General features: G+C 35.8%; 17 protein-coding genes and 1 tRNA gene. 6 read left to right on the top strand and 12 right to left on the bottom strand.

Annotated elements, in window-relative coordinates; all coding sequences use genetic code 11:
• Nucleotides 1-578 precede the first annotated feature (578 nt).
• Nucleotides 579-3,191: an Rne/Rng family ribonuclease gene (locus AC0QT1_RS03400; RefSeq protein ID WP_473201637.1), complete on the top strand. Its 2,613-nt coding sequence runs from the start codon at nucleotides 579-581 to the stop codon at nucleotides 3,189-3,191.
• Between the two features lie 83 nt (nucleotides 3,192-3,274).
• Here the strand turns inward: AC0QT1_RS03400 and AC0QT1_RS03395 are convergent, their stop codons facing one another.
• Nucleotides 3,275-3,886: an invasion associated locus B family protein gene (locus AC0QT1_RS03395; RefSeq protein WP_473201636.1), complete on the bottom strand. Its 612-nt coding sequence runs from the start codon at nucleotides 3,884-3,886 to the stop codon at nucleotides 3,275-3,277.
• Nucleotides 3,887-4,895: 1,009 nt separating this feature from the next.
• On the opposite strand from AC0QT1_RS03395, the gene AC0QT1_RS03390 reads away from it, so the two are divergent.
• Nucleotides 4,896-5,162 (top strand): hypothetical protein, encoded by a 267-nt coding sequence (locus AC0QT1_RS03390; RefSeq protein WP_473200483.1) that lies wholly within the window; start codon nucleotides 4,896-4,898, stop codon nucleotides 5,160-5,162.
• Nucleotides 5,163-5,739: 577 nt separating this feature from the next.
• Here the strand turns inward: AC0QT1_RS03390 and AC0QT1_RS03385 are convergent.
• The 4 genes from AC0QT1_RS03385 to folE all read right to left on the bottom strand — a co-directional run bounded on the left by AC0QT1_RS03385 (nucleotide 5,740) and on the right by folE (nucleotide 8,592).
• Nucleotides 5,740-6,255: a hypothetical protein gene (locus AC0QT1_RS03385; RefSeq protein ID WP_473200558.1), complete on the bottom strand. Its 516-nt coding sequence runs from the start codon at nucleotides 6,253-6,255 to the stop codon at nucleotides 5,740-5,742.
• A gap of 133 nt (nucleotides 6,256-6,388) precedes the next feature.
• A complete protein-coding gene (locus AC0QT1_RS03380) occupies nucleotides 6,389-7,573 on the bottom strand; it encodes an alpha/beta hydrolase (protein WP_473200484.1) in 1,185 nt (394 codons plus the stop codon).
• Nucleotides 7,574-7,752: 179 nt separating this feature from the next.
• Nucleotides 7,753-7,837, bottom strand: a tRNA-Leu gene (locus AC0QT1_RS03375).
• Nucleotides 7,838-7,983: 146 nt separating this feature from the next.
• On the bottom strand, nucleotides 7,984-8,592 hold the full coding sequence (gene folE, locus AC0QT1_RS03370; RefSeq protein WP_473201635.1) for a GTP cyclohydrolase I FolE: 609 nt from the start codon (nucleotides 8,590-8,592) through the stop codon (nucleotides 7,984-7,986).
• Between the two features lie 125 nt (nucleotides 8,593-8,717).
• Between folE and AC0QT1_RS03365 the strand changes: the two genes are divergently transcribed.
• The 3 genes from AC0QT1_RS03365 (at nucleotide 8,718) to thrS (ending at nucleotide 11,596) form a co-directional block, all read left to right on the top strand.
• On the top strand, nucleotides 8,718-9,146 hold the full coding sequence (locus AC0QT1_RS03365; protein ID WP_473200486.1) for an iron-sulfur cluster assembly scaffold protein: 429 nt from the start codon (nucleotides 8,718-8,720) through the stop codon (nucleotides 9,144-9,146).
• Nucleotides 9,147-9,500, top strand: coding sequence for a membrane protein insertion efficiency factor YidD (yidD, locus tag AC0QT1_RS03360; protein WP_473200487.1), 354 nt, complete (start codon nucleotides 9,147-9,149; stop codon nucleotides 9,498-9,500).
• Nucleotides 9,501-9,619: 119 nt separating this feature from the next.
• Entirely contained in the window at nucleotides 9,620-11,596 is a 1,977-nt protein-coding gene (gene thrS, locus AC0QT1_RS03355; RefSeq protein ID WP_473201634.1) for a threonine--tRNA ligase, read from the top strand.
• 47 nt (nucleotides 11,597-11,643) lie between these two features.
• On the opposite strand, the gene AC0QT1_RS03350 is transcribed toward thrS, so the two are convergent.
• The 5 genes from AC0QT1_RS03350 to AC0QT1_RS03330 form a co-directional block, all read right to left on the bottom strand.
• The gene (locus AC0QT1_RS03350) at nucleotides 11,644-12,147 is read right to left on the bottom strand and encodes a MerR family transcriptional regulator (protein WP_473200489.1); all 504 of its coding nucleotides are present in this window, start codon (nucleotides 12,145-12,147) and stop codon (nucleotides 11,644-11,646) included.
• Nucleotides 12,148-12,331: 184 nt separating this feature from the next.
• A complete protein-coding gene (locus tag AC0QT1_RS03345) occupies nucleotides 12,332-12,655 on the bottom strand; it encodes an integration host factor subunit alpha (protein ID WP_473200490.1) in 324 nt (107 codons plus the stop codon).
• Between the two features lie 77 nt (nucleotides 12,656-12,732).
• Nucleotides 12,733-13,701 carry a beta-ketoacyl-ACP synthase III gene (locus tag AC0QT1_RS03340; protein WP_473201633.1) on the bottom strand — a complete coding sequence of 323 codons (969 nt, stop codon included), beginning with the start codon at nucleotides 13,699-13,701 and terminating at the stop codon, nucleotides 12,733-12,735.
• A gap of 49 nt (nucleotides 13,702-13,750) precedes the next feature.
• Entirely contained in the window at nucleotides 13,751-14,821 is a 1,071-nt protein-coding gene (gene plsX / locus AC0QT1_RS03335; RefSeq protein ID WP_473200492.1) for a phosphate acyltransferase PlsX, read from the bottom strand.
• A gap of 154 nt (nucleotides 14,822-14,975) precedes the next feature.
• Nucleotides 14,976-15,533, bottom strand: coding sequence for a YceD family protein (locus AC0QT1_RS03330; RefSeq protein WP_473200493.1), 558 nt, complete (start codon nucleotides 15,531-15,533; stop codon nucleotides 14,976-14,978).
• Nucleotides 15,534-15,748: 215 nt separating this feature from the next.
• Here AC0QT1_RS03330 and AC0QT1_RS03325 point away from each other — a divergent pair, with 215 nt between their 5' ends.
• A complete protein-coding gene (locus AC0QT1_RS03325; protein ID WP_473200559.1) occupies nucleotides 15,749-16,228 on the top strand; it encodes an outer membrane protein assembly factor BamE in 480 nt (159 codons plus the stop codon).
• Nucleotides 16,229-16,311: 83 nt separating this feature from the next.
• Here AC0QT1_RS03325 and nusB read toward each other — a convergent pair whose 3' ends face one another.
• Complete coding sequence (gene nusB, locus AC0QT1_RS03320; protein WP_473200494.1) at nucleotides 16,312-16,782, bottom strand: transcription antitermination factor NusB; 471 nt, start codon at nucleotides 16,780-16,782, stop codon at nucleotides 16,312-16,314.
• Between the two features lie 2 nt (nucleotides 16,783-16,784).
• Entirely contained in the window at nucleotides 16,785-17,240 is a 456-nt protein-coding gene (locus tag AC0QT1_RS03315; protein WP_473200495.1) for a 6,7-dimethyl-8-ribityllumazine synthase, read from the bottom strand.
• Nucleotides 17,241-17,255: the final 15 nt, after the last annotated feature.

Genomic DNA, 17,255 nt, shown 5'->3' with positions numbered 1-17,255 from the left:
AAATTAATTATAACTAATCTCAATTTTATAAAAGCAAGAATCAAATTTACCTCATATTTTCCAACAAATAATGAACTCACCTATTTTAAATAATTACAAAGCTAGATTAAGGCAATAAAGATATTATCATAGTACCTATTTAATTGTTGCTTGCCAAAACTATGATATCAACATAAAAGAGCATTTACGCTTTCTAGCCGATAGTAATCATCTAAATTATCTGTAGTCCATATTAAGTTGTCTTTAAAAAAATTGTCGCTATTATACATTTAGGCTTTTTGTGGATGAAAATTCTTTTATGTCATAAAAGCTGGAATTGCGTTATTTAAGATTCGCGGGTTCGGATATCCGAACTATTTTAAAGATTGTTTTATCGGAGACTTACAAAATTATGAGTCATACAAAACAAACGGAGAAGATGATTAAAAATGATGTAAATGCAGTCACGCATTTACACGTAGTATTCCGTTCTGTTTTTCCGGTCCCTCCCTTTTATGGCAGACAGCTTCTTATGTTTGCAAACAGTTATGCTGTTCGTGCTAATATAGTTGTGCGTGTCGCCTTTAGGATTTTAACTTATGTCAAACAAAATGCTTATAGATGCCTCCCATCCGGAGGAAACACGTGTTGTTGTTGTTCACGGCAACAAAATTGAAGAACTTGATTTTGAATCAGAACATAAAAAGCAACTTAAAGGAAATATTTATCTCGCACGTATTACGCGTGTAGAGCCGTCTCTCCAAGCTGCTTTTGTTGAATATGGTGGCAACCGTCATGGTTTTTTGACGTTTTCTGAAATTCATCCTGATTATTATCAAATTCCTCTTGCTGATCGTCTTGCTCTTCTTGAAGAAGAAGAAAAAGCTGCTTTAGGAGAGAATTATGCAGATAATCTTCCTGAAGAAACAAACACAAATAAAAAACGCTCCAGAAAAACAAAAAAAGATCAGCGTAACAGTACTATGGCAACGAATGTTGAAAATGCCATGATATCTGAAACAATAACACTTGATGATACAGAAGAAACGTTTGATGAAAGTGTTTCTCATGATGATATCGAAATGGTTGGTGCAGAGGATGTACGAGAAGAACTTCCTACCTATCAACGAAAACAAGGACGTCAATATAAAATTCAAGAAGTGATTAAACGACGTCAAATTTTGCTGGTGCAAGTCATTAAGGAAGAACGTGGTAATAAAGGTGCTGCACTCACAACATATTTATCCTTAGCAGGTCGTTATTCTGTTTTAATGCCTAATACAGCACGTGGCGGCGGTATTTCACGAAAAATTACAAATATACAAGATCGTAAGCGTCTTAAAGAGATTGTAAAAGAATTAGCTGTACCCAAGGGGATGGGAGTTATTCTAAGAACTGCTGGAGCGAATAGAACAAAAGCTGAGATTAAACGTGATTATGAATATCTCACGCGGCTATGGGATACTGTTCGCACTTTAACACTCAAATCTACAGCACCATGCCTTGTGCATGAAGAAAGCAATCTCATCAAGCGCTCTATAAGGGATCTTTACAATAAAAATATCAATGAAATTCTCGTTTCGGGTGATCAAGGCTATCGTGAAGCGAAAGATTTTATGCGTATGCTCATGCCAAGTCATGCAAAAGTTGTGCAACCTTATCGTGATCCTATCCCTATTTTTGCACGGAACAATATCGAAATTCAGCTTGATAAAATGTTGCACCCGCAAGTTTCTTTAAAATCCGGTGGCTATCTTGTTATTAATCAAACAGAAGCACTTGTTGCTATTGATGTAAACTCTGGTCGCTCTACCAAAGAACTCTCTGTCGAAAAAACAGCATTACAAACCAATCTTGAAGCTGCAGAAGAAATAGCGCGTCAATTACGCTTACGTGATCTTGCTGGTTTGATTGTAATTGATTTTATTGATATGCTTGAAGAGCGTAATGTAAGGCTTGTCGAAAAAAAATTAAAAGATTGCTTAAAAAGCGATCGTGCTCGTATTCAAGTTGGCCACATTTCGCATTTCGGTCTTTTGGAAATGAGCCGTCAACGTATTCGCGTATCAGTCTTAGAAAGTACAACACAACCCTGCCCGCATTGTTCTGGTACAGGAAATATCCGTTCTGAATCATCAATTGCTTTACATGTCATGCGCTCAATTGAGGAATATCTTCTTCATAATTCACAATATAACATTATTGTGCGCACACCTGTCGCAACAGCTCTTTATGTATTAAACAACAAGCGCAATATTCTTGTTAATCTAGAGGAACGCTTTAAACTTAATATTAGTATTGAAGCAGATGATAGCATTGGGACACAACATCTCATTATTTCTAAAGGCACAATAGCAGAAGCGGTTTCTCAGCAACCATTGATACTTCAAGATGACAATGAGGAAGACGTTGAGGAGACAATCTTAACAGATAATGCATCTATCGAAGATAAAACACCGAGTGAAACGAAACAAAAACATCGGCATAAAAATCGCCAAGGTGAGATTAATGATAATTCTCTTTCCAGCGTTCATAAAAAAGACAATACGCTAAATAATGATTCTCGTCGTAGAGGACGCCGTCGTGGACGTCGTGGCGGGCGTCGCAATCAAGATAATGGCTTTTATCAGTCTCGTATTCCTTATGCAGAACCAGTAGGCGATTTTGCTAAACAGGCTTTGGAGGAAATTAAGACAACGTATCACAAACGTCATACTCCAGCCGCTAAATCGATACAATCTGAAGAAGAAAAAAATGATATACAACACTTAAGCATACAACAAAATGAAACTTTAAAAATTGATACAGTTGCAAAACCTAAAAAACGTAAAACACGTTCTTCAAAAACAGAAGAAAATCAGCAAATCATTGAGAATAACCAAAATGTAGAAACATTAAAACCTTTGGAAAAGAAGCCTGCAGCTAACTCAATACATAAAGCTAAAACAAAAGAAACAGATGAATCGACTCATGATATAGCGAAAAAAACTCCTGCAGCTGCTAAAAAATCTCCACGTAGAACATATAAAAAATCAATATCAGAAAAAAAAACATCAGAGCAAAAAACTGTAAGTGAGGAATCTGTCGAACAGACTCCCTTCAAAATTGAGGAAAAAGTTATTCATCCCGTTGTTATATCATCAACACCTGATGATGCTCCAAAAACTGAGCGTACTGGTTGGTGGAAACGGAGAACTCTTTCTAAAAGTTAAGCATAAAAAAACGCCACAAAATTTTGTGGCGTTTTTAAGAGTTAAACATAGAAAAAAGATTTTAAAAATGTTTTTTACATCGATTACTTTTGTTTAGCTTTTTCTTGCTCTGCCCGCATACGGTCTTCAATTTCTTTTTGGTTTGATTGAATAGCTTGCTGTAATTTTATTTGTTCTTGTTGGAAATCTTTTTCTTCCATACCAGGACCTGTATATGCGGCGGTAAATCCATTAAGAGAAAATTCAATAGGATTAGCAGCACCACGGAAATTAATTGTGGTTACAACCATTTTTGAACCGCTTTTCATAGCCGTGATAAGCTTATCATCTAAAACATCATTGGCAATACAACTTGGCCCATTACAGATAATATAAGGAACTTTTTTAGAAAAGTTATCTCCTATTTGAATATGAACACCTTCTGGCAAAAAACGCCCTGTAGGAACTTGAATGCCTATACGTTTCTCGTTTTGTTTCCCTTTTATTTCAACGAGATTAAAAGCCGTCAAAGGTTGTCCAGTGTTTGATACAACAGTATTCATTGTATTACAAACTTCAACATCATGCTGCTTGCTACAAACCTTATACCAACCTTGAGACAAAGTTTGCGCACCCGAAGAAGTGTGGCTTGCAAGAAAAAGGGCTGCAGCTCCAGCCAATACTGAGATAACAGAATAGATATTTTTATGCGACATGATTAAGTGAATCCTTTCAACGCGCTTTTAGAATAACCCCAACATTAGGAATATTAAATATAATTTCAATCAAGTGTATTAAATTAAACCAATGAAATGACACTGAATTTTGTTCTCTTTACTTCAATATAAAGAGAAAAGTCAAATTTGGAAAAAAGCTAAAAATAACAAATAAAACTTTTATGCACACATATACAAAATCCCCCTTTTTATGATACTAATCTTTTATTGAAATGTATTCATACAATAACTTAGAGCAATGGTATAGGATAAGATTGCATAAAAAAATAAATATTGCAATATAATATAATCAAAGTAACTTTTTCTATTATGCTATAATTGTTATTACTTTAAACTTTTATTTACTTTTATAATTCTTCTTTTAAACTATAGAATCTTATAGAAAAAAGCATTCCAATACATTAAGATTCCAAAATTATTAGATAAATTTGAATATTTTCTTTATGCATCCCCTACTGTAAGCTAAAAAGGTAAAATTACTTATAATAGAGTTGAAACATTTTATGGATTAAATCCATTTGTCATCCAAAGCTTTAGAATAATTCCCAAAGGACTTTTTTCTGATGAATGGTTTTTTTATCTTATTTTCGAAAGAATGATGGTGCGTTCCCGTTATAAAGCTTTTATATTTTATAAACTTTTTGCAGAAAAATTTGAATTAAATAGAAAGCAACTGAAATTTCTTTTTTCTTAATCCAAAAGTATGCTTTTCAGATGAAAATTCTATAACAGTTGAAGATGTTTTATTTACAAAAAACTTCTTAAAGATAAAGAAAATCCTCCATTTAACCGCGATATGAAGCAGACAGAATCTGTCAAAAAAATCGAGATCACGATATTAAAGTAGGTTAAATAAAATTCTAGGAAGTGGTCTCTATATCATTCTGCTTGTTGATCTAAGTAAACGTATTATCTATAAATGTAATCTTTATCACTTCTTTTTGATTTTAAATGGATAAATTATCATCTTGTTAATAATAGCTACATCATGATGAAAGGTTATTTTGATAAATCTGTCCTTTCAGCTAGTGGAAAATCAACAAGTGAAAAAGGGGAAGCGTTTTTAGTATTCCTATCTCCTGATGTAGTTCTTCCTAAAGTTATAGATGAAAGCTGGTGTATTCCTAAAAAAGGTGGAACAGATATTGATCAATCAATAGAAAAAATTTTGAAAGCTCTTACAAAAAGCAGGTTTTACAAAAAAATAACAAAGCTATTTTTCTTAATGGCTTGCCTTTTTATTCCGAAATTATAACTCAATCGCTTGAAGAGGAAGAGATTGCACTTCCATTCTAAAGTAATTTATCACTCTTTACTGTTCTGCTGAAATAAGAACCGTTGATGATAGAAAATCTCAAAATTGCTTAGGAATGTTTGATGATAATATGATTATAGGGAAATTAAGAAACCCTCTGGGGGCACCATATGCTTTTAAGGTTAACTGATTTATTCTCCATATGTTTTATTAAATGAGGGACTTGCAAATAGAAGCAAGGGAATAGAATTTTCTAACATTCCTCTGCAACAGTAGCATTTTTTTGCTTTTCTCTTGTTTTAATCACTTCTAATATTTCTAAATGCTTCTAAAGCCTACTGTGAAAAAATATTTACATTATTAGCGAATGACTAATATTTTACGATTAAAAAGATTAGAATTTTTTATTGTAAAGATTGCACAATAAACAGAGGCTTCATTCTCTTTAAAAGGTGGCGCTGTTTGTATGAGAATTTATTTTTATCAATTAACACGATTTACAATCTTTCATAATGAATTAATCATATATTTATTGTACTGTTTTCTATAAAATTAAAAATATTTTCATCAGCGTTTTTTATTCAATTTTTTCTGAACTTGAATATTCTTTTTCAAAAAGGTGTGGGCTTTCAAGAGTAAGTTTTTTTCGCGCTTTTTGTAACTGCTTAATAACTTCATCAATTTTTGATGGAGAATGAAAAGATCCTTGGTTATCCAATCCATTACACTTTTCCCTTCCCTCATAAAAACATTGCAACTGAGATTGAAGCATTCTAATCTCTTGAAAGAAAAGACGTCCGGTTTCCTTGCAGCCATTATTAAGTGAAAAAAGTTGATCGAAAATCGATACCAAAATTTGTTTTAAAAAGCGCTCATTTTCTTGGCGTTTGCGATATTCTAAGATAAGAGCATGGCACATTTCATCCAGCTGTTTTTTTGTGGAATCAATTTGACGCAATAAATTTGGTTTTTCCCCCATATGACCTTTTCTCACCTTCAAAAGCATAGTATGAATATCTGATAATTTAACTGCGGAATAAGATAAATAATCAACTAATGTAGGTGGATCGGCATAACGTTTTCGTGCAACCATCATAAACTCACCTAATGATTGTTTACATTCATTCCGCTATTTATTTCACTTTACAAAGTCATTCTAAAGAAAGTGCTAAAAAATATTATTTTCAATTCATTGATTTTTGATAAAAAATTTTATTTTCTCACACTTAATGTCGAGCTGTAGGGGTTAAGAAACGTACAGGCGTATAAAGAATAAGATGAGTTGTTTTCTCCAACACAGTACTACTATCAGCAAGAAGTGCCTGACTAGGCGATAATTCTGTACCTTGCATAATTGTTGAAGCTAACGAACCTTCTCGAGAAAGAGCCATCAAGGTTGGTGAAGATGCAAAGACATTATGTGCTCCACCATCAACATTTGAAAAATCAAGGACAGCTATTCCATTTTTACGCAACATTTCAATATCTGAACCATCCCCCACACGATGATGTCCTCCCGTAAGACGCCCCGAAACAGCAAGTGCTTTATCCGCACGAGAGACTAAAATAGCTGTAGGCTGAGGTAATTTTTTAATATCATTAAGTTGGCGTTCAAATACGTCAACATCAATGTCCGGCGCTGCCATCAAGAAACTTGTAATACGATGAATAGGTTTATAGTTTTTCTGTAATGCTAAAGTTCTAAATGCCTCCATTATAACAAAATTTCCCATAGAATGAGCAATAACCGAAATCTGATCAGCATTGGTCTCACTGATGACTTTCAAAAGCTCTATAAGTCCATCACGTGCAAAATTGGCGCTATCACGATCATAAATATAAAGAGGGACTGACCCGGCAGACGGCCAAGAATAGTGCACAGTAACAACATCCAAAGAATAGTCGTGTGTAAACTGCGCTGTACGGAATGTGCCATCAGCAAAGTTATTATTATAACCGTGAATAAAAAGAAAAATTTCTCTTTTTCCTTTTGGCTTTTTTGCTAAAGCAGCATTTAATTGCTGCTTAAACTGTTCTTTATTATCGTATTTTTGTAATGCCACTGCTGCAAAATACTTATCATGAGTAGGTTTATAAGCGTTTATTTCAACGAAACCTTTTACATGTTGTTGAGGTATTCCTACGTCAACGCGATTATAGTGCACTTTATTTGATCGCTCTGCGCCATAAGGCTGAGAATAACTCTTTTGCATCATACGACTTGTTGCAACATACACTGGAACAACTGTCTTTGGAAGAATCGGTTTATCCTCAACTTCCTTTTGAACGGCAATCATAGATGGTGTTGCATGAACCCCATGCCACAGTACAGCACGCGACGCGCTACATGCCGTCAATAAAGAAACACACATAAAGAATATCAAATACTTTAAAAAGACTGCTTTTCTCACGACAACACCATCAAAGATCGAAATTTCAAATCTACAGGGAAAAACAAAATCTCTACCCTTCCTGAAACAAATTCATTTCCAAGAATATACTATAAATAACACACAAAGAAAGCCCCGACCACAATGGACAAAACAGCATATCTCTTAAAGACGATTCTATCCACTCCAGAGAATTGAAATGGTGCGGTCGAGAAGACTCGAACTTCCACGGGTTGCCCCACAGCGACCTCAACGCTGCGCGTCTACCAATTCCGCCACGACCGCACGGAGTGAAGAAAAATATATTGATTTCTTGGCTTTAACAAATCATAAAGCGACGTACAAGCCCATTTTCACTTTTCTACGCGATTTATTTTATAGGAATGATTATAGCTCTATAGAATATACGAAGCGCGAGTTAATTATAATCTTTAAACCATCTTCATAAAGTTATCCTGTAGATTTTGATCTTCTTCATAACAACCACGAAAACTTGTTGTAATCGTTGTAGAACCTTGCTTTTGAATTCCTCTCATAGCCATGCACATATGCTCAGCCTCAATCAACACCGCAACACCACGAGGCTTTAAATGTATTTCCAAAGCATCAGCTATTTGAGCTGTCATAGCCTCTTGTGTCTGTAAACGACGAGCAAAAATGTCTACAACACGAGCAATTTTTGAAAGTCCAACAATCTTTGTATCAGGAAGATACCCGATATGAGCTTTGCCAACAATTGGGATCATATGATGCTCACAATGTGAATAAAAAGGAATATTTTTTACGATTATCGATTCATTGTACCCTGAAACCTCTTCAAAAACCGTATCTAAAATTTCTTCAACCGATTTTCTATAACCAATAAAAAGCTCGCGATACGCTTTAGCTACACGTCTTGGAGTATCTACAAGCCCTTCTCGATTTGGATTTTCCCCCACCCATAACAGCAATGTACGAATCGCTTGTTCTATCTCTTCTAAACTAGGACGCTTCTCAGATAAAAGTGAATCTACCGAACCTCCTTTAACACCATCATGCATTTGAAAACTCCAAGTTTACCCTATACAAAGCATTTGCTGCATACCTATTTCATTTTGTATAATCTCTATATAAGCGAATTAAAAGCTTAAGCAATCAAAACTCTTGAAATTTCAGGTAATAGCTCATGATTGACGATATCTATAGTGATAAAATACTTGAATATGCCGCCCACATAAGTAGAATTGGACGTCTTGATAATCCGGATGCAACATCAAAAAAACATGCACGCCTTTGCGGTTCAACAATCACTGTAGATTTAAAAGTGAAAAATGATATCGTTACAGATTTCGCTCATGAAGTGCGTGCATGTGTGCTAGGACAAGCTTCAGCTTCCCTTTTAGCATCTCATATCGTAGGACAAACAATACAAGATCTTAAAATGCTCCGTGAAATCATTTATCAGATGTTAACAAAAGATGGGTCCCCTCCCCAAGCTCCATTTGAAGTATTTTCTTGCTTGCAGCCCATTAAAAACTATAGAGAACGTCATACATCTACTCTGCTTCCTTTCGATGCAGTTATAGATTGTATTGAACAAATTGAAAAAAAATAAATGCTCAAACCACAATCTCGTACAAAAAACAGACAAACTCGAAATTACGTGGGGCCTTGGCGAAAAACACCCGGACGATTATTTGGTATTTTCTTGATACGGTTCTATCAAATAACACTTTCCAGCCTTATAGGGAATCAATGTCGTCATGCCCCAACCTGTTCAGAATATATTTATGAAGCAATTGCACGTCATGGACTATGGGCTGGTGCATGGATAGGATTTTTTCGTCTCATACGTTGTGGTCCATTTGGAACATATGGATTTGATCCAGTCCCTACTTCTCTTAAAAAGAGTTGTTGTTTTTATAAACCTTGGACTTACTGGAAAATTTCTACAAAACACGATAAATAGTTCTTTTCTTTTTTCATGCCTATTGATAAAAAACAGTCTGTAAGCTTTAAATTAAAGATAACTCAGTTTTCACGAAACCATCCGCAATCGTTAGCGGAATTGGATTAAAGGGGTATTTTATGTCTTGCTCTGTTTCTCTTTCTTTTCCTGATGGTTCAAAACATGATTATCCTAAAAAAATAACTGGCTTAGAATTAGCCGCATCTATTTCTAAATCACTTGCAAAAAAAGCAGTCGCCTATAACCTTAACGGAGAAACTCGAGATCTATCAGATCCATTAGAGCAATCTGGTCAAATAGAGATTATTACCCGAGAAGATCCACGCGCGCTCGAGCTCATACGTCATGATTGTGCACATGTGCTAGCTGAAGCAGTACAAGAACTCTTTCCTGAAACACAAGTGACTATTGGCCCTGTCATTGAAAATGGTTTCTATTACGATTTTGCACGCCAACAACCTTTTACATTAGATGATCTTGCCATTATTGAAAAAAAAATGCGTGAAATTATTCAACGCAATAAATCTTTTAAAAAAGAAATTTGGTCTCGAGAAAAAGCGAGAGAGATTTTTTCTAAAAAAGGCGAACTTTATAAGGTAGAGCTTATTGATAGCATCCCAGAAAATCAAGATTTAAAAGTTTATTATCAAGGTGATTGGTTTGATCTTTGCCGTGGACCACACATGCAATCTACTGGACAAATTGGAAACGCCTTCAAACTAATGAAAGTCGCAGGAGCTTATTGGCGTGGTGATTCCAATAATCCAATGCTCACAAGGATTTATGGTACAGCATTTGCCAATGAAAATGATCTAAAAGCCTACCTAACCATGTTAGAAGAAGCTGAAAAACGTGATCATCGTCGCTTGGGACGTGAAATGGATTTATTTCATTTCCAAGAAGAAGGACCAGGAATGATTTTTTGGCATAAAAAAGGCTGGAAAATGTTCCAAAATTTGATCAACTATATGCGTAGACGTCTTGATGATCATCACTATGCCGAAGTTAATGCACCGCAAGTTCTCGATAGATCACTTTGGGAAATCTCTGGTCATTGGGGATGGTATCAAGAGAATATGTTCAAAGCAATTCCAGCAGCTGAGGATTGGGATAATGAAACTGTTTATGCTCTTAAACCGATGAATTGTCCTGGACACGTGCAAATTTTTAAACATGGTTTAAAATCTTACCGCGATTTGCCTATAAGACTTGCTGAATTCGGCCTTGTCCATCGATATGAACCTTCAGGCTCTCTCCATGGTCTTATGCGTGTACGCAGCTTCACGCAAGATGATGCACACATTTTCTGTACAGATGAGCAGTTAGAAGATGAATGCCTCAATATTAATGATTTAATTTTATCAACTTATGCTGACTTTGGTTTTAAAGAAATCAGTCTTAAGCTTTCAACACGTCCCAAAAAACGTGTTGGATCTGACGCATTATGGGATCATGCGGAAAACATTATGAAATCCGTTCTTAAAACCATTGAAACAAAATTTTCAGGACAGATTAAAACAAGTATCCTCCCAGGTGAAGGTGCATTTTATGGTCCAAAATTTGAATACACATTAAAAGATGCTATTGGTCGTGAATGGCAATGCGGAACAACACAAATAGACTTTAATCTTCCGGAACGTTTTGGTGCATTTTATATTGATAAGGATTCAGAAAAACGTCAACCAGTTATGATTCACCGAGCCATTTTTGGTTCAATGGAGCGTTTCCTTGGTATATTAATCGAAAATTTTGCTGGGCATATGCCGCTTTGGCTTGCTCCTGAGCAAATCGTTGTAGCAACAATTACATCTGAAGCAAATGAATATGCAAAAAAAATAACAGCAAAACTTAAAGCTGTTGGACTTTCAGCGACATTAGATCTCCGTAATGAAAAAATTAACTATAAAATACGTGAACATTCTTTACAAAAAGTTCCCATAATTTTGGTATGTGGCAAACGTGAATCTGAGACAAATAGCGTAAACATGCGCCGCTTGGGAAGCACAGAACAAATTCCCTTGTCTATAGAAGAAGCAGTTAAACAGCTCACGGATGAAGCGACACCGCCAGATTTGCGCCGTTTAATAAATATCTAAAAACATACTAAAAAATAAAAGCAACTATAAAGCAAAAAGAATCAATGTTATCGTACTCTATCAAGTACCCGTTTACATTCAATTAACTCAAACAGTATTTCCTGCAATAATGCTTTATCGGTTTTATCTTTACGAGCATTAACAGAACCAACCGATGCTTCTCCCTCATTCCTCATGAAACTTAAAAGCCCAAAAGAAGACTTTTTAGGTTTATTACTAGAAGTTTCAAAAGATTGTCCTGCATGTTTCTTCTCTATCACGACGTCCATAGTATCTAAATCACCATTGCCAAATGCAGTAACAAAAGCAACACCATTCTCCTTCAAAAGGCGCTGTACACCTTTTATTGTATAACCTTGATCATACAATAACTGCTTAATACCATTAAGCAAATCAATATCTGTTGGACGATAATAGCGTCTCCCTCCACCACGTTTCATTGGCTTTATCTGCCTAAAACGCGTTTCCCAGAATCGCAAGACATGCTGCGGAAGCTCCAATAAATCGGCTACTTCGCTAATTGTGCGAAAAGCATCCGAGCTCTTATCCATTTTGCAATACCTTATCTAAAATACTACGAATGATTCAACAACGACTCATTAATTTTTAATTTCTCAACAAGATTAGCCAAAAATAAGGCCATACTTTAAAGTAAAAAGCCTTTTATTAAAAAAAATGCAAAACCCAATCTACACAACTTTTTTAACAAATACCAAATATTGTAATAGCATTTATTTATATAATATTATTTTTTTGTCTTACACGATGCGAATCTAAAACTCTTTTTTTAAGTACATTTGCAGCCTTAAATGTCACGACACGTCTTGGCGGGATAGGCGCTTCAATACCGGTCTTCGGATTGCGTCCAACGCGTTCATTTTTACTACGAACTTGAAAAGTTGCAAAAGAAGAGAGTTTAACCACCTCACCTTTTACAAGTGAATTACAAATTTCATCCAAAACCAACTCAACCAATGCTGCTGATTCAGTGTGTGACAAGCCTACCCTTCTACAAACTACGCTCGCTAAATCTGCACGCGTTACCGTCTTACTTGTCATTATAACCACCTATTAAAAAAATAAAAATTACAAAATGACTTATACGTTTTATTCAAATATGGTCAAGCGACTATAATTTACCAACGAATAAGAATTGCTCCCCACGTAAATCCGCCTCCCATAGCTTCTAACATAATGAGATCTCCTTTTTTAATTTTCCCATCTTGAACAGCCATTGTTAATGCCAATGGCACTGATGCGGCAGATGTATTACCGTGCTGATCAACAGTAATCACAACTTTATCTATAGAAATTCCCAATTTTTTAGCTGAAGCTTCAATAATACGTTTATTAGCCTGATGAGGCACAAACCAATCTAATCGTGAAGAATCTATACCAGCCATTGCAAAACAATCATCCACCACATCAGTTATCATACCAACAGCATATTTAAAAACTTCTCGTCCTTCCATACGTAAATAGCCCGTTGTTTGCGTTGTCGAAGGACCACCATCAACATATAGCTTATCCATATATGCACCATTAGAGCGCAATTTTGTAGCCAAAACGCCACACTCAAGAGCGGTATCACTTTCTTGTGCTTCCAAAATAGCAGCACCTGCACCATCACCAAATAAAACACATGTAGTACGATCTTTCCAATCTAAAATGCGAGAAAAGGTATCAGATCCAATAACCAAAATTCTTTTAGCTGTCCCGCTGCGTAAATAAGCATCCCCCGTTACTAAGGCAAAAATAAAACCAGAGCAAACAGCCTGAACATCAAAAGCAAATCCATGGCTCATGCCTAAAGCATGCTGAATTTCAACAGCAGAAGCTGGAAAGGTATGATTTGGTGTAGAAGTTGCGAGGATAATACAATCAATATCTCTTATTGTGAGTCCAGCATTTATAAGCGCTGCTTGCGCAGCTTCAACTCCTAAAGAAACAGTTGTTTCATTTTCATTGGCAATATAGCGTCGGTGTATACCTGTACGTTGCACAATCCATGAATCTGATGTTTCAATAAACTTTGCAATCTCATCATTCGATAAGCTTTTTTTTGGCAAGGCACTTCCTACACCACGCACAACAGATCGAATCATTCGCCCTTACCTTTTTTTATATATTTTTTACTTATACTACAAAAGCTTATCATAATCTCTTCTCATTTATCATTGTTTCACTTTCTTGATCAGAAAGTGTTTCTTTATTTTCATGAAACCGTCGCAAATCAGCAGTTATTTTTTTCAAAAGCCCATTATGAACCATCTCATAACCAACGCGAATAGCAGAAGCAAAACCCTTGGCATTCGCACTCCCATGGCTTTTGATTACAACACCATTTAATCCCAACAACACCCCGCCATTGACCCTATCAGGATCCATTTTATTCTTTAATGTACGAAAAGCACTTCGCGATAAAAAATAACCGAGGGACGTAAAAAAAGAGCTGCGCATAGCTGAATTCAGGATTTCGGCTATTTGCCGCGCAGTCCCTTCTGCGGTTTTTAAAGCAATATTACCAGAAAACCCTTCTGTTACAACAACATCTACCGTGCCTTTACCAATGTCATTCCCTTCAACAAATCCTTTATACTCTAATCCTTCTAATTGCACTTCACGCAATATCATTGCAGCCTTTTTAATTTCATAAAGGCCTTTAACCTCTTCAACACCCACATTTAAAAGCCCAACACTTGGCTTTTCAGTATGATAGAGAGCACGAAACATTCCCGCCCCCATAACGGCCAAATCAACCAACTGACTAGCAGAGGCACCAATCGTTGCTCCAATATCTAAAACAATACTCTCACTGCGAAGTGTTGGCCAAATACCTGCGATTCCAGGACGTTCAGCCTCTGCCATCATTTTTAAACAAAAATAAGACATTGCCATAAGTGCACCTGTATTGCCCGCAGAAATACACGCATCAGCATCACCATTTTTTACCGCTTCAATTGCATACCACATTGATGATTTACCACGCCCATTGCGGAGTGCTTGGCTTGGCTTTTCATCCATGCGTGTATAACTTTCTGTAGGATAGAAACGCGACACAGAAGCTAAACAAGGGTATTTTTTTAAAACCGGTATAACAGCCTCCTCTACCCCATAAAATAGAAAATAAATATTTGACAAATTTTTTTGTACAATTGCTGCTCCTGCAATAGTTGCTTCTGGACCATAATCACCGCCCATTACATCCACAGAAATTCTAATCACGCTTGCATATCCTACATCTTTATTATTTGCGTTTTTAAACGCACATTACGATTTTCACTATCGAACGACCACAAAACACATCGTGCAAAAAAGCTTTGCAAAAAATACTGTTTTTATAATGCTATACAATAGATAATTTTTTATGTTTTTATAATCACTTCCAACTTTTCAAAACAGAAAATGGTGATACCTTTTGTTCAACTTTTTCTAAATTTTCAATCATACGCATCTCTACCCCCTCTTTGCGCGGATAATGATTAATGGACAACTCAAAAAATTCTTCCATAACAGCACCAATATCAACTTTATCGCCATAAAATATTTCTGGCGTATCCAGCCCCTCGGCATCTAAAAACAATTCTCTTGTATCATCCGATATTTTTGGCTTCATCAAATTTGAATCTTCAGGAAGAAAAACAACCTCAATATTTTCACGAAGAAAATTTTCTAATGGCTCTAGTGTGACAACACATAACTGTATTATATGCGCCCGCAATAGACCTTTTATGCGTATTCCACGCTTTTTCCACGGAAAAATATGAAATTTTCCTTCACAAAACTTTACTTCAACCAAATCGTGATTCTCAGCTAAATGAGCGCATTCTTGCTGATTTGCACAAATATCAACCTTTATCCCCTTAGAAGGGAGAGAACGTACTGATATTGGATAAGTCAAAGCAAATGTCATTTGAGAAATATTTTGCACATTCATTAAAGACTCCCGAATGTAAGGTGGAATATACTGCAATTTTATTTAGCCAAAGTACATTTCATTCATTTTTTTCTTTTCTAAAGAAGTTCCGTATGGCATAACTTACTTTATAACAGGGAAGCTCAATGTAAGCTATGGCAGATTAAGCTAAAATGAGGAAAAACTTGAGGTTGCCTTTTTTGTATATCTAAGTATAGGAGATATCATTGTTTCAAATGCCCCACATAGCGGATTTAATCAAGCGTAAATTATTCATTGGTCTTTCAATAGCAAACATAGTAGCGGTTTCTGGGTGTAGTGTTCTTGATTCTTCAGGTTCAAGTCAGGTATATCAAGAGGGTTACATTCTCGATAAAAATGCTCTCAGTTCTGTCTCTGTTGGATCAAGTCAAGAGCAAGTGATTTTAAGTTTAGGAACCCCTTCTCTAAAAACAAAATATGATAATGAGGTTTTCTATTATATCTCTCAAACACGCTATCGTGCGATGCAATTTATGAAAACGAAAATTATTGATCGTAAAGTTTTAGCTATTTATTTCAATAAAAATAATCAGGTTGCTAAAATAGCTAATTATGGTCTACAAAACGGACAAATATTCGATTTTATCGCACAAACAACTCCAACTGCTACAAAAGAACAGCCTTTCTTGATTCAGATTATTAAAGGCCCTGCGAATTTGCCAACGCATAACTAGCTTATAAAAGCCTACAAACAATTCTCATAATATCAGGACTGGGAATTACCAATCCTGATAACATTGGGCTTACAGCACTTCTTTTAGGAGCGAATTTTTTTCGCCATATTATCAAGAACCGCATTAACAAGCTTTGGCTCATCACCTTCAAAAAATGCCTTTGCTATATCAACATATTCACTCATAACAACCGCAATAGGAACATCTTCACGATTAATCAACTCCCATAAACCTGCTCGCAAAATTGCTCGTAGGATGGAATCAAGCCGCGAAAGTGACCACTCTGCAGAAAGCTGTTGATGAAGCATAGGATCTAACTGTTTTTGATCTTTTACAACACCAGTTATAATAGCTAAAAACCATTGAAAATCAGCATCAAGATACTGATCTCCATCAATATCTTTTCCTAAACGATAAGTCTCATATTCAGCTGCTGTTTCCATTACACCAGAACCAACGATATCCATTTGATAAAGCGCTTGAACTGCAGCAAGTCTTGCTGCTCCACGTTTATTGGCCGAACGCGGAGAATGCCTTCCTTTTATATCAGCCATCTTTAATGATTATCTCCAAATCTTTTTTTTAGAGCGATCATACATAAAGCAGCTTTAGCAGCAAAACCACCTTTATTTTTTTCTTCCTGTTTTGCACGTGCCCATGCTTGTCCTTTATTTTCAACAGTCAAAATACCATTTCCAATAGCCAAATTCTTATGAACAGTTAAATCCATTAATGCACGACAAGAATCGTTCGCAACAATTTCAAAATGATACGTTTCACCGCGGATAACACAGCCAAGAGCAACATAACCACTGTAAAGTGCTTTACTTTTCTCGGCAAAAGCGATTGCAGCCGGTATCTCTAATGCCCCTGGAACTGTTACAATATCATAACTTGCTTCAGCTTTTTGCAAAGCATCCACTGCACCTGCAAGAAGTGCATCAGAAATCCCATCATAAAATCGCGCTTCAACAATCAATAGATGCAATTTTTCATGTCTCTCTTTTACCATAACAGAATTCCATAA

Source organism: Bartonella sp. P12B, assembly GCF_055796185.1.
The sequence above is the reverse complement of the archived record's forward strand: the minus strand, read 5'-3'. Positions and strand labels throughout refer to the sequence as shown.

Excerpts from the sequence above, each read along its gene's own strand:
- AC0QT1_RS03400 (WP_473201637.1), top strand. The coding sequence starts at position 579 with ATGTCAAACAAAATGCTTATAGATGCCTCCCATCCGGAGGAAACACGT.
- AC0QT1_RS03395 (WP_473201636.1), bottom strand. The coding sequence starts at position 3,886 with ATGTCGCATAAAAATATCTATTCTGTTATCTCAGTATTGGCTGGAGCT.
- AC0QT1_RS03390 (WP_473200483.1), top strand. The coding sequence starts at position 4,896 with ATGATGAAAGGTTATTTTGATAAATCTGTCCTTTCAGCTAGTGGAAAA.
- AC0QT1_RS03385 (WP_473200558.1), bottom strand. The coding sequence starts at position 6,255 with ATGGTTGCACGAAAACGTTATGCCGATCCACCTACATTAGTTGATTAT.
- folE (WP_473201635.1), bottom strand. The coding sequence starts at position 8,592 with ATGCATGATGGTGTTAAAGGAGGTTCGGTAGATTCACTTTTATCTGAG.
- AC0QT1_RS03365 (WP_473200486.1), top strand. The coding sequence starts at position 8,718 with ATGATTGACGATATCTATAGTGATAAAATACTTGAATATGCCGCCCAC.
- yidD (WP_473200487.1), top strand. The coding sequence starts at position 9,147 with ATGCTCAAACCACAATCTCGTACAAAAAACAGACAAACTCGAAATTAC.
- thrS (WP_473201634.1), top strand. The coding sequence starts at position 9,620 with ATGTCTTGCTCTGTTTCTCTTTCTTTTCCTGATGGTTCAAAACATGAT.
- AC0QT1_RS03350 (WP_473200489.1), bottom strand. The coding sequence starts at position 12,147 with ATGGATAAGAGCTCGGATGCTTTTCGCACAATTAGCGAAGTAGCCGAT.
- AC0QT1_RS03345 (WP_473200490.1), bottom strand. The coding sequence starts at position 12,655 with ATGACAAGTAAGACGGTAACGCGTGCAGATTTAGCGAGCGTAGTTTGT.
- AC0QT1_RS03340 (WP_473201633.1), bottom strand. The coding sequence starts at position 13,701 with ATGATTCGATCTGTTGTGCGTGGTGTAGGAAGTGCCTTGCCAAAAAAA.
- AC0QT1_RS03330 (WP_473200493.1), bottom strand. The coding sequence starts at position 15,533 with ATGAATGTGCAAAATATTTCTCAAATGACATTTGCTTTGACTTATCCA.
- AC0QT1_RS03325 (WP_473200559.1), top strand. The coding sequence starts at position 15,749 with ATGCCCCACATAGCGGATTTAATCAAGCGTAAATTATTCATTGGTCTT.
- nusB (WP_473200494.1), bottom strand. The coding sequence starts at position 16,782 with ATGGCTGATATAAAAGGAAGGCATTCTCCGCGTTCGGCCAATAAACGT.
- AC0QT1_RS03315 (WP_473200495.1), bottom strand. The coding sequence starts at position 17,240 with ATGGTAAAAGAGAGACATGAAAAATTGCATCTATTGATTGTTGAAGCG.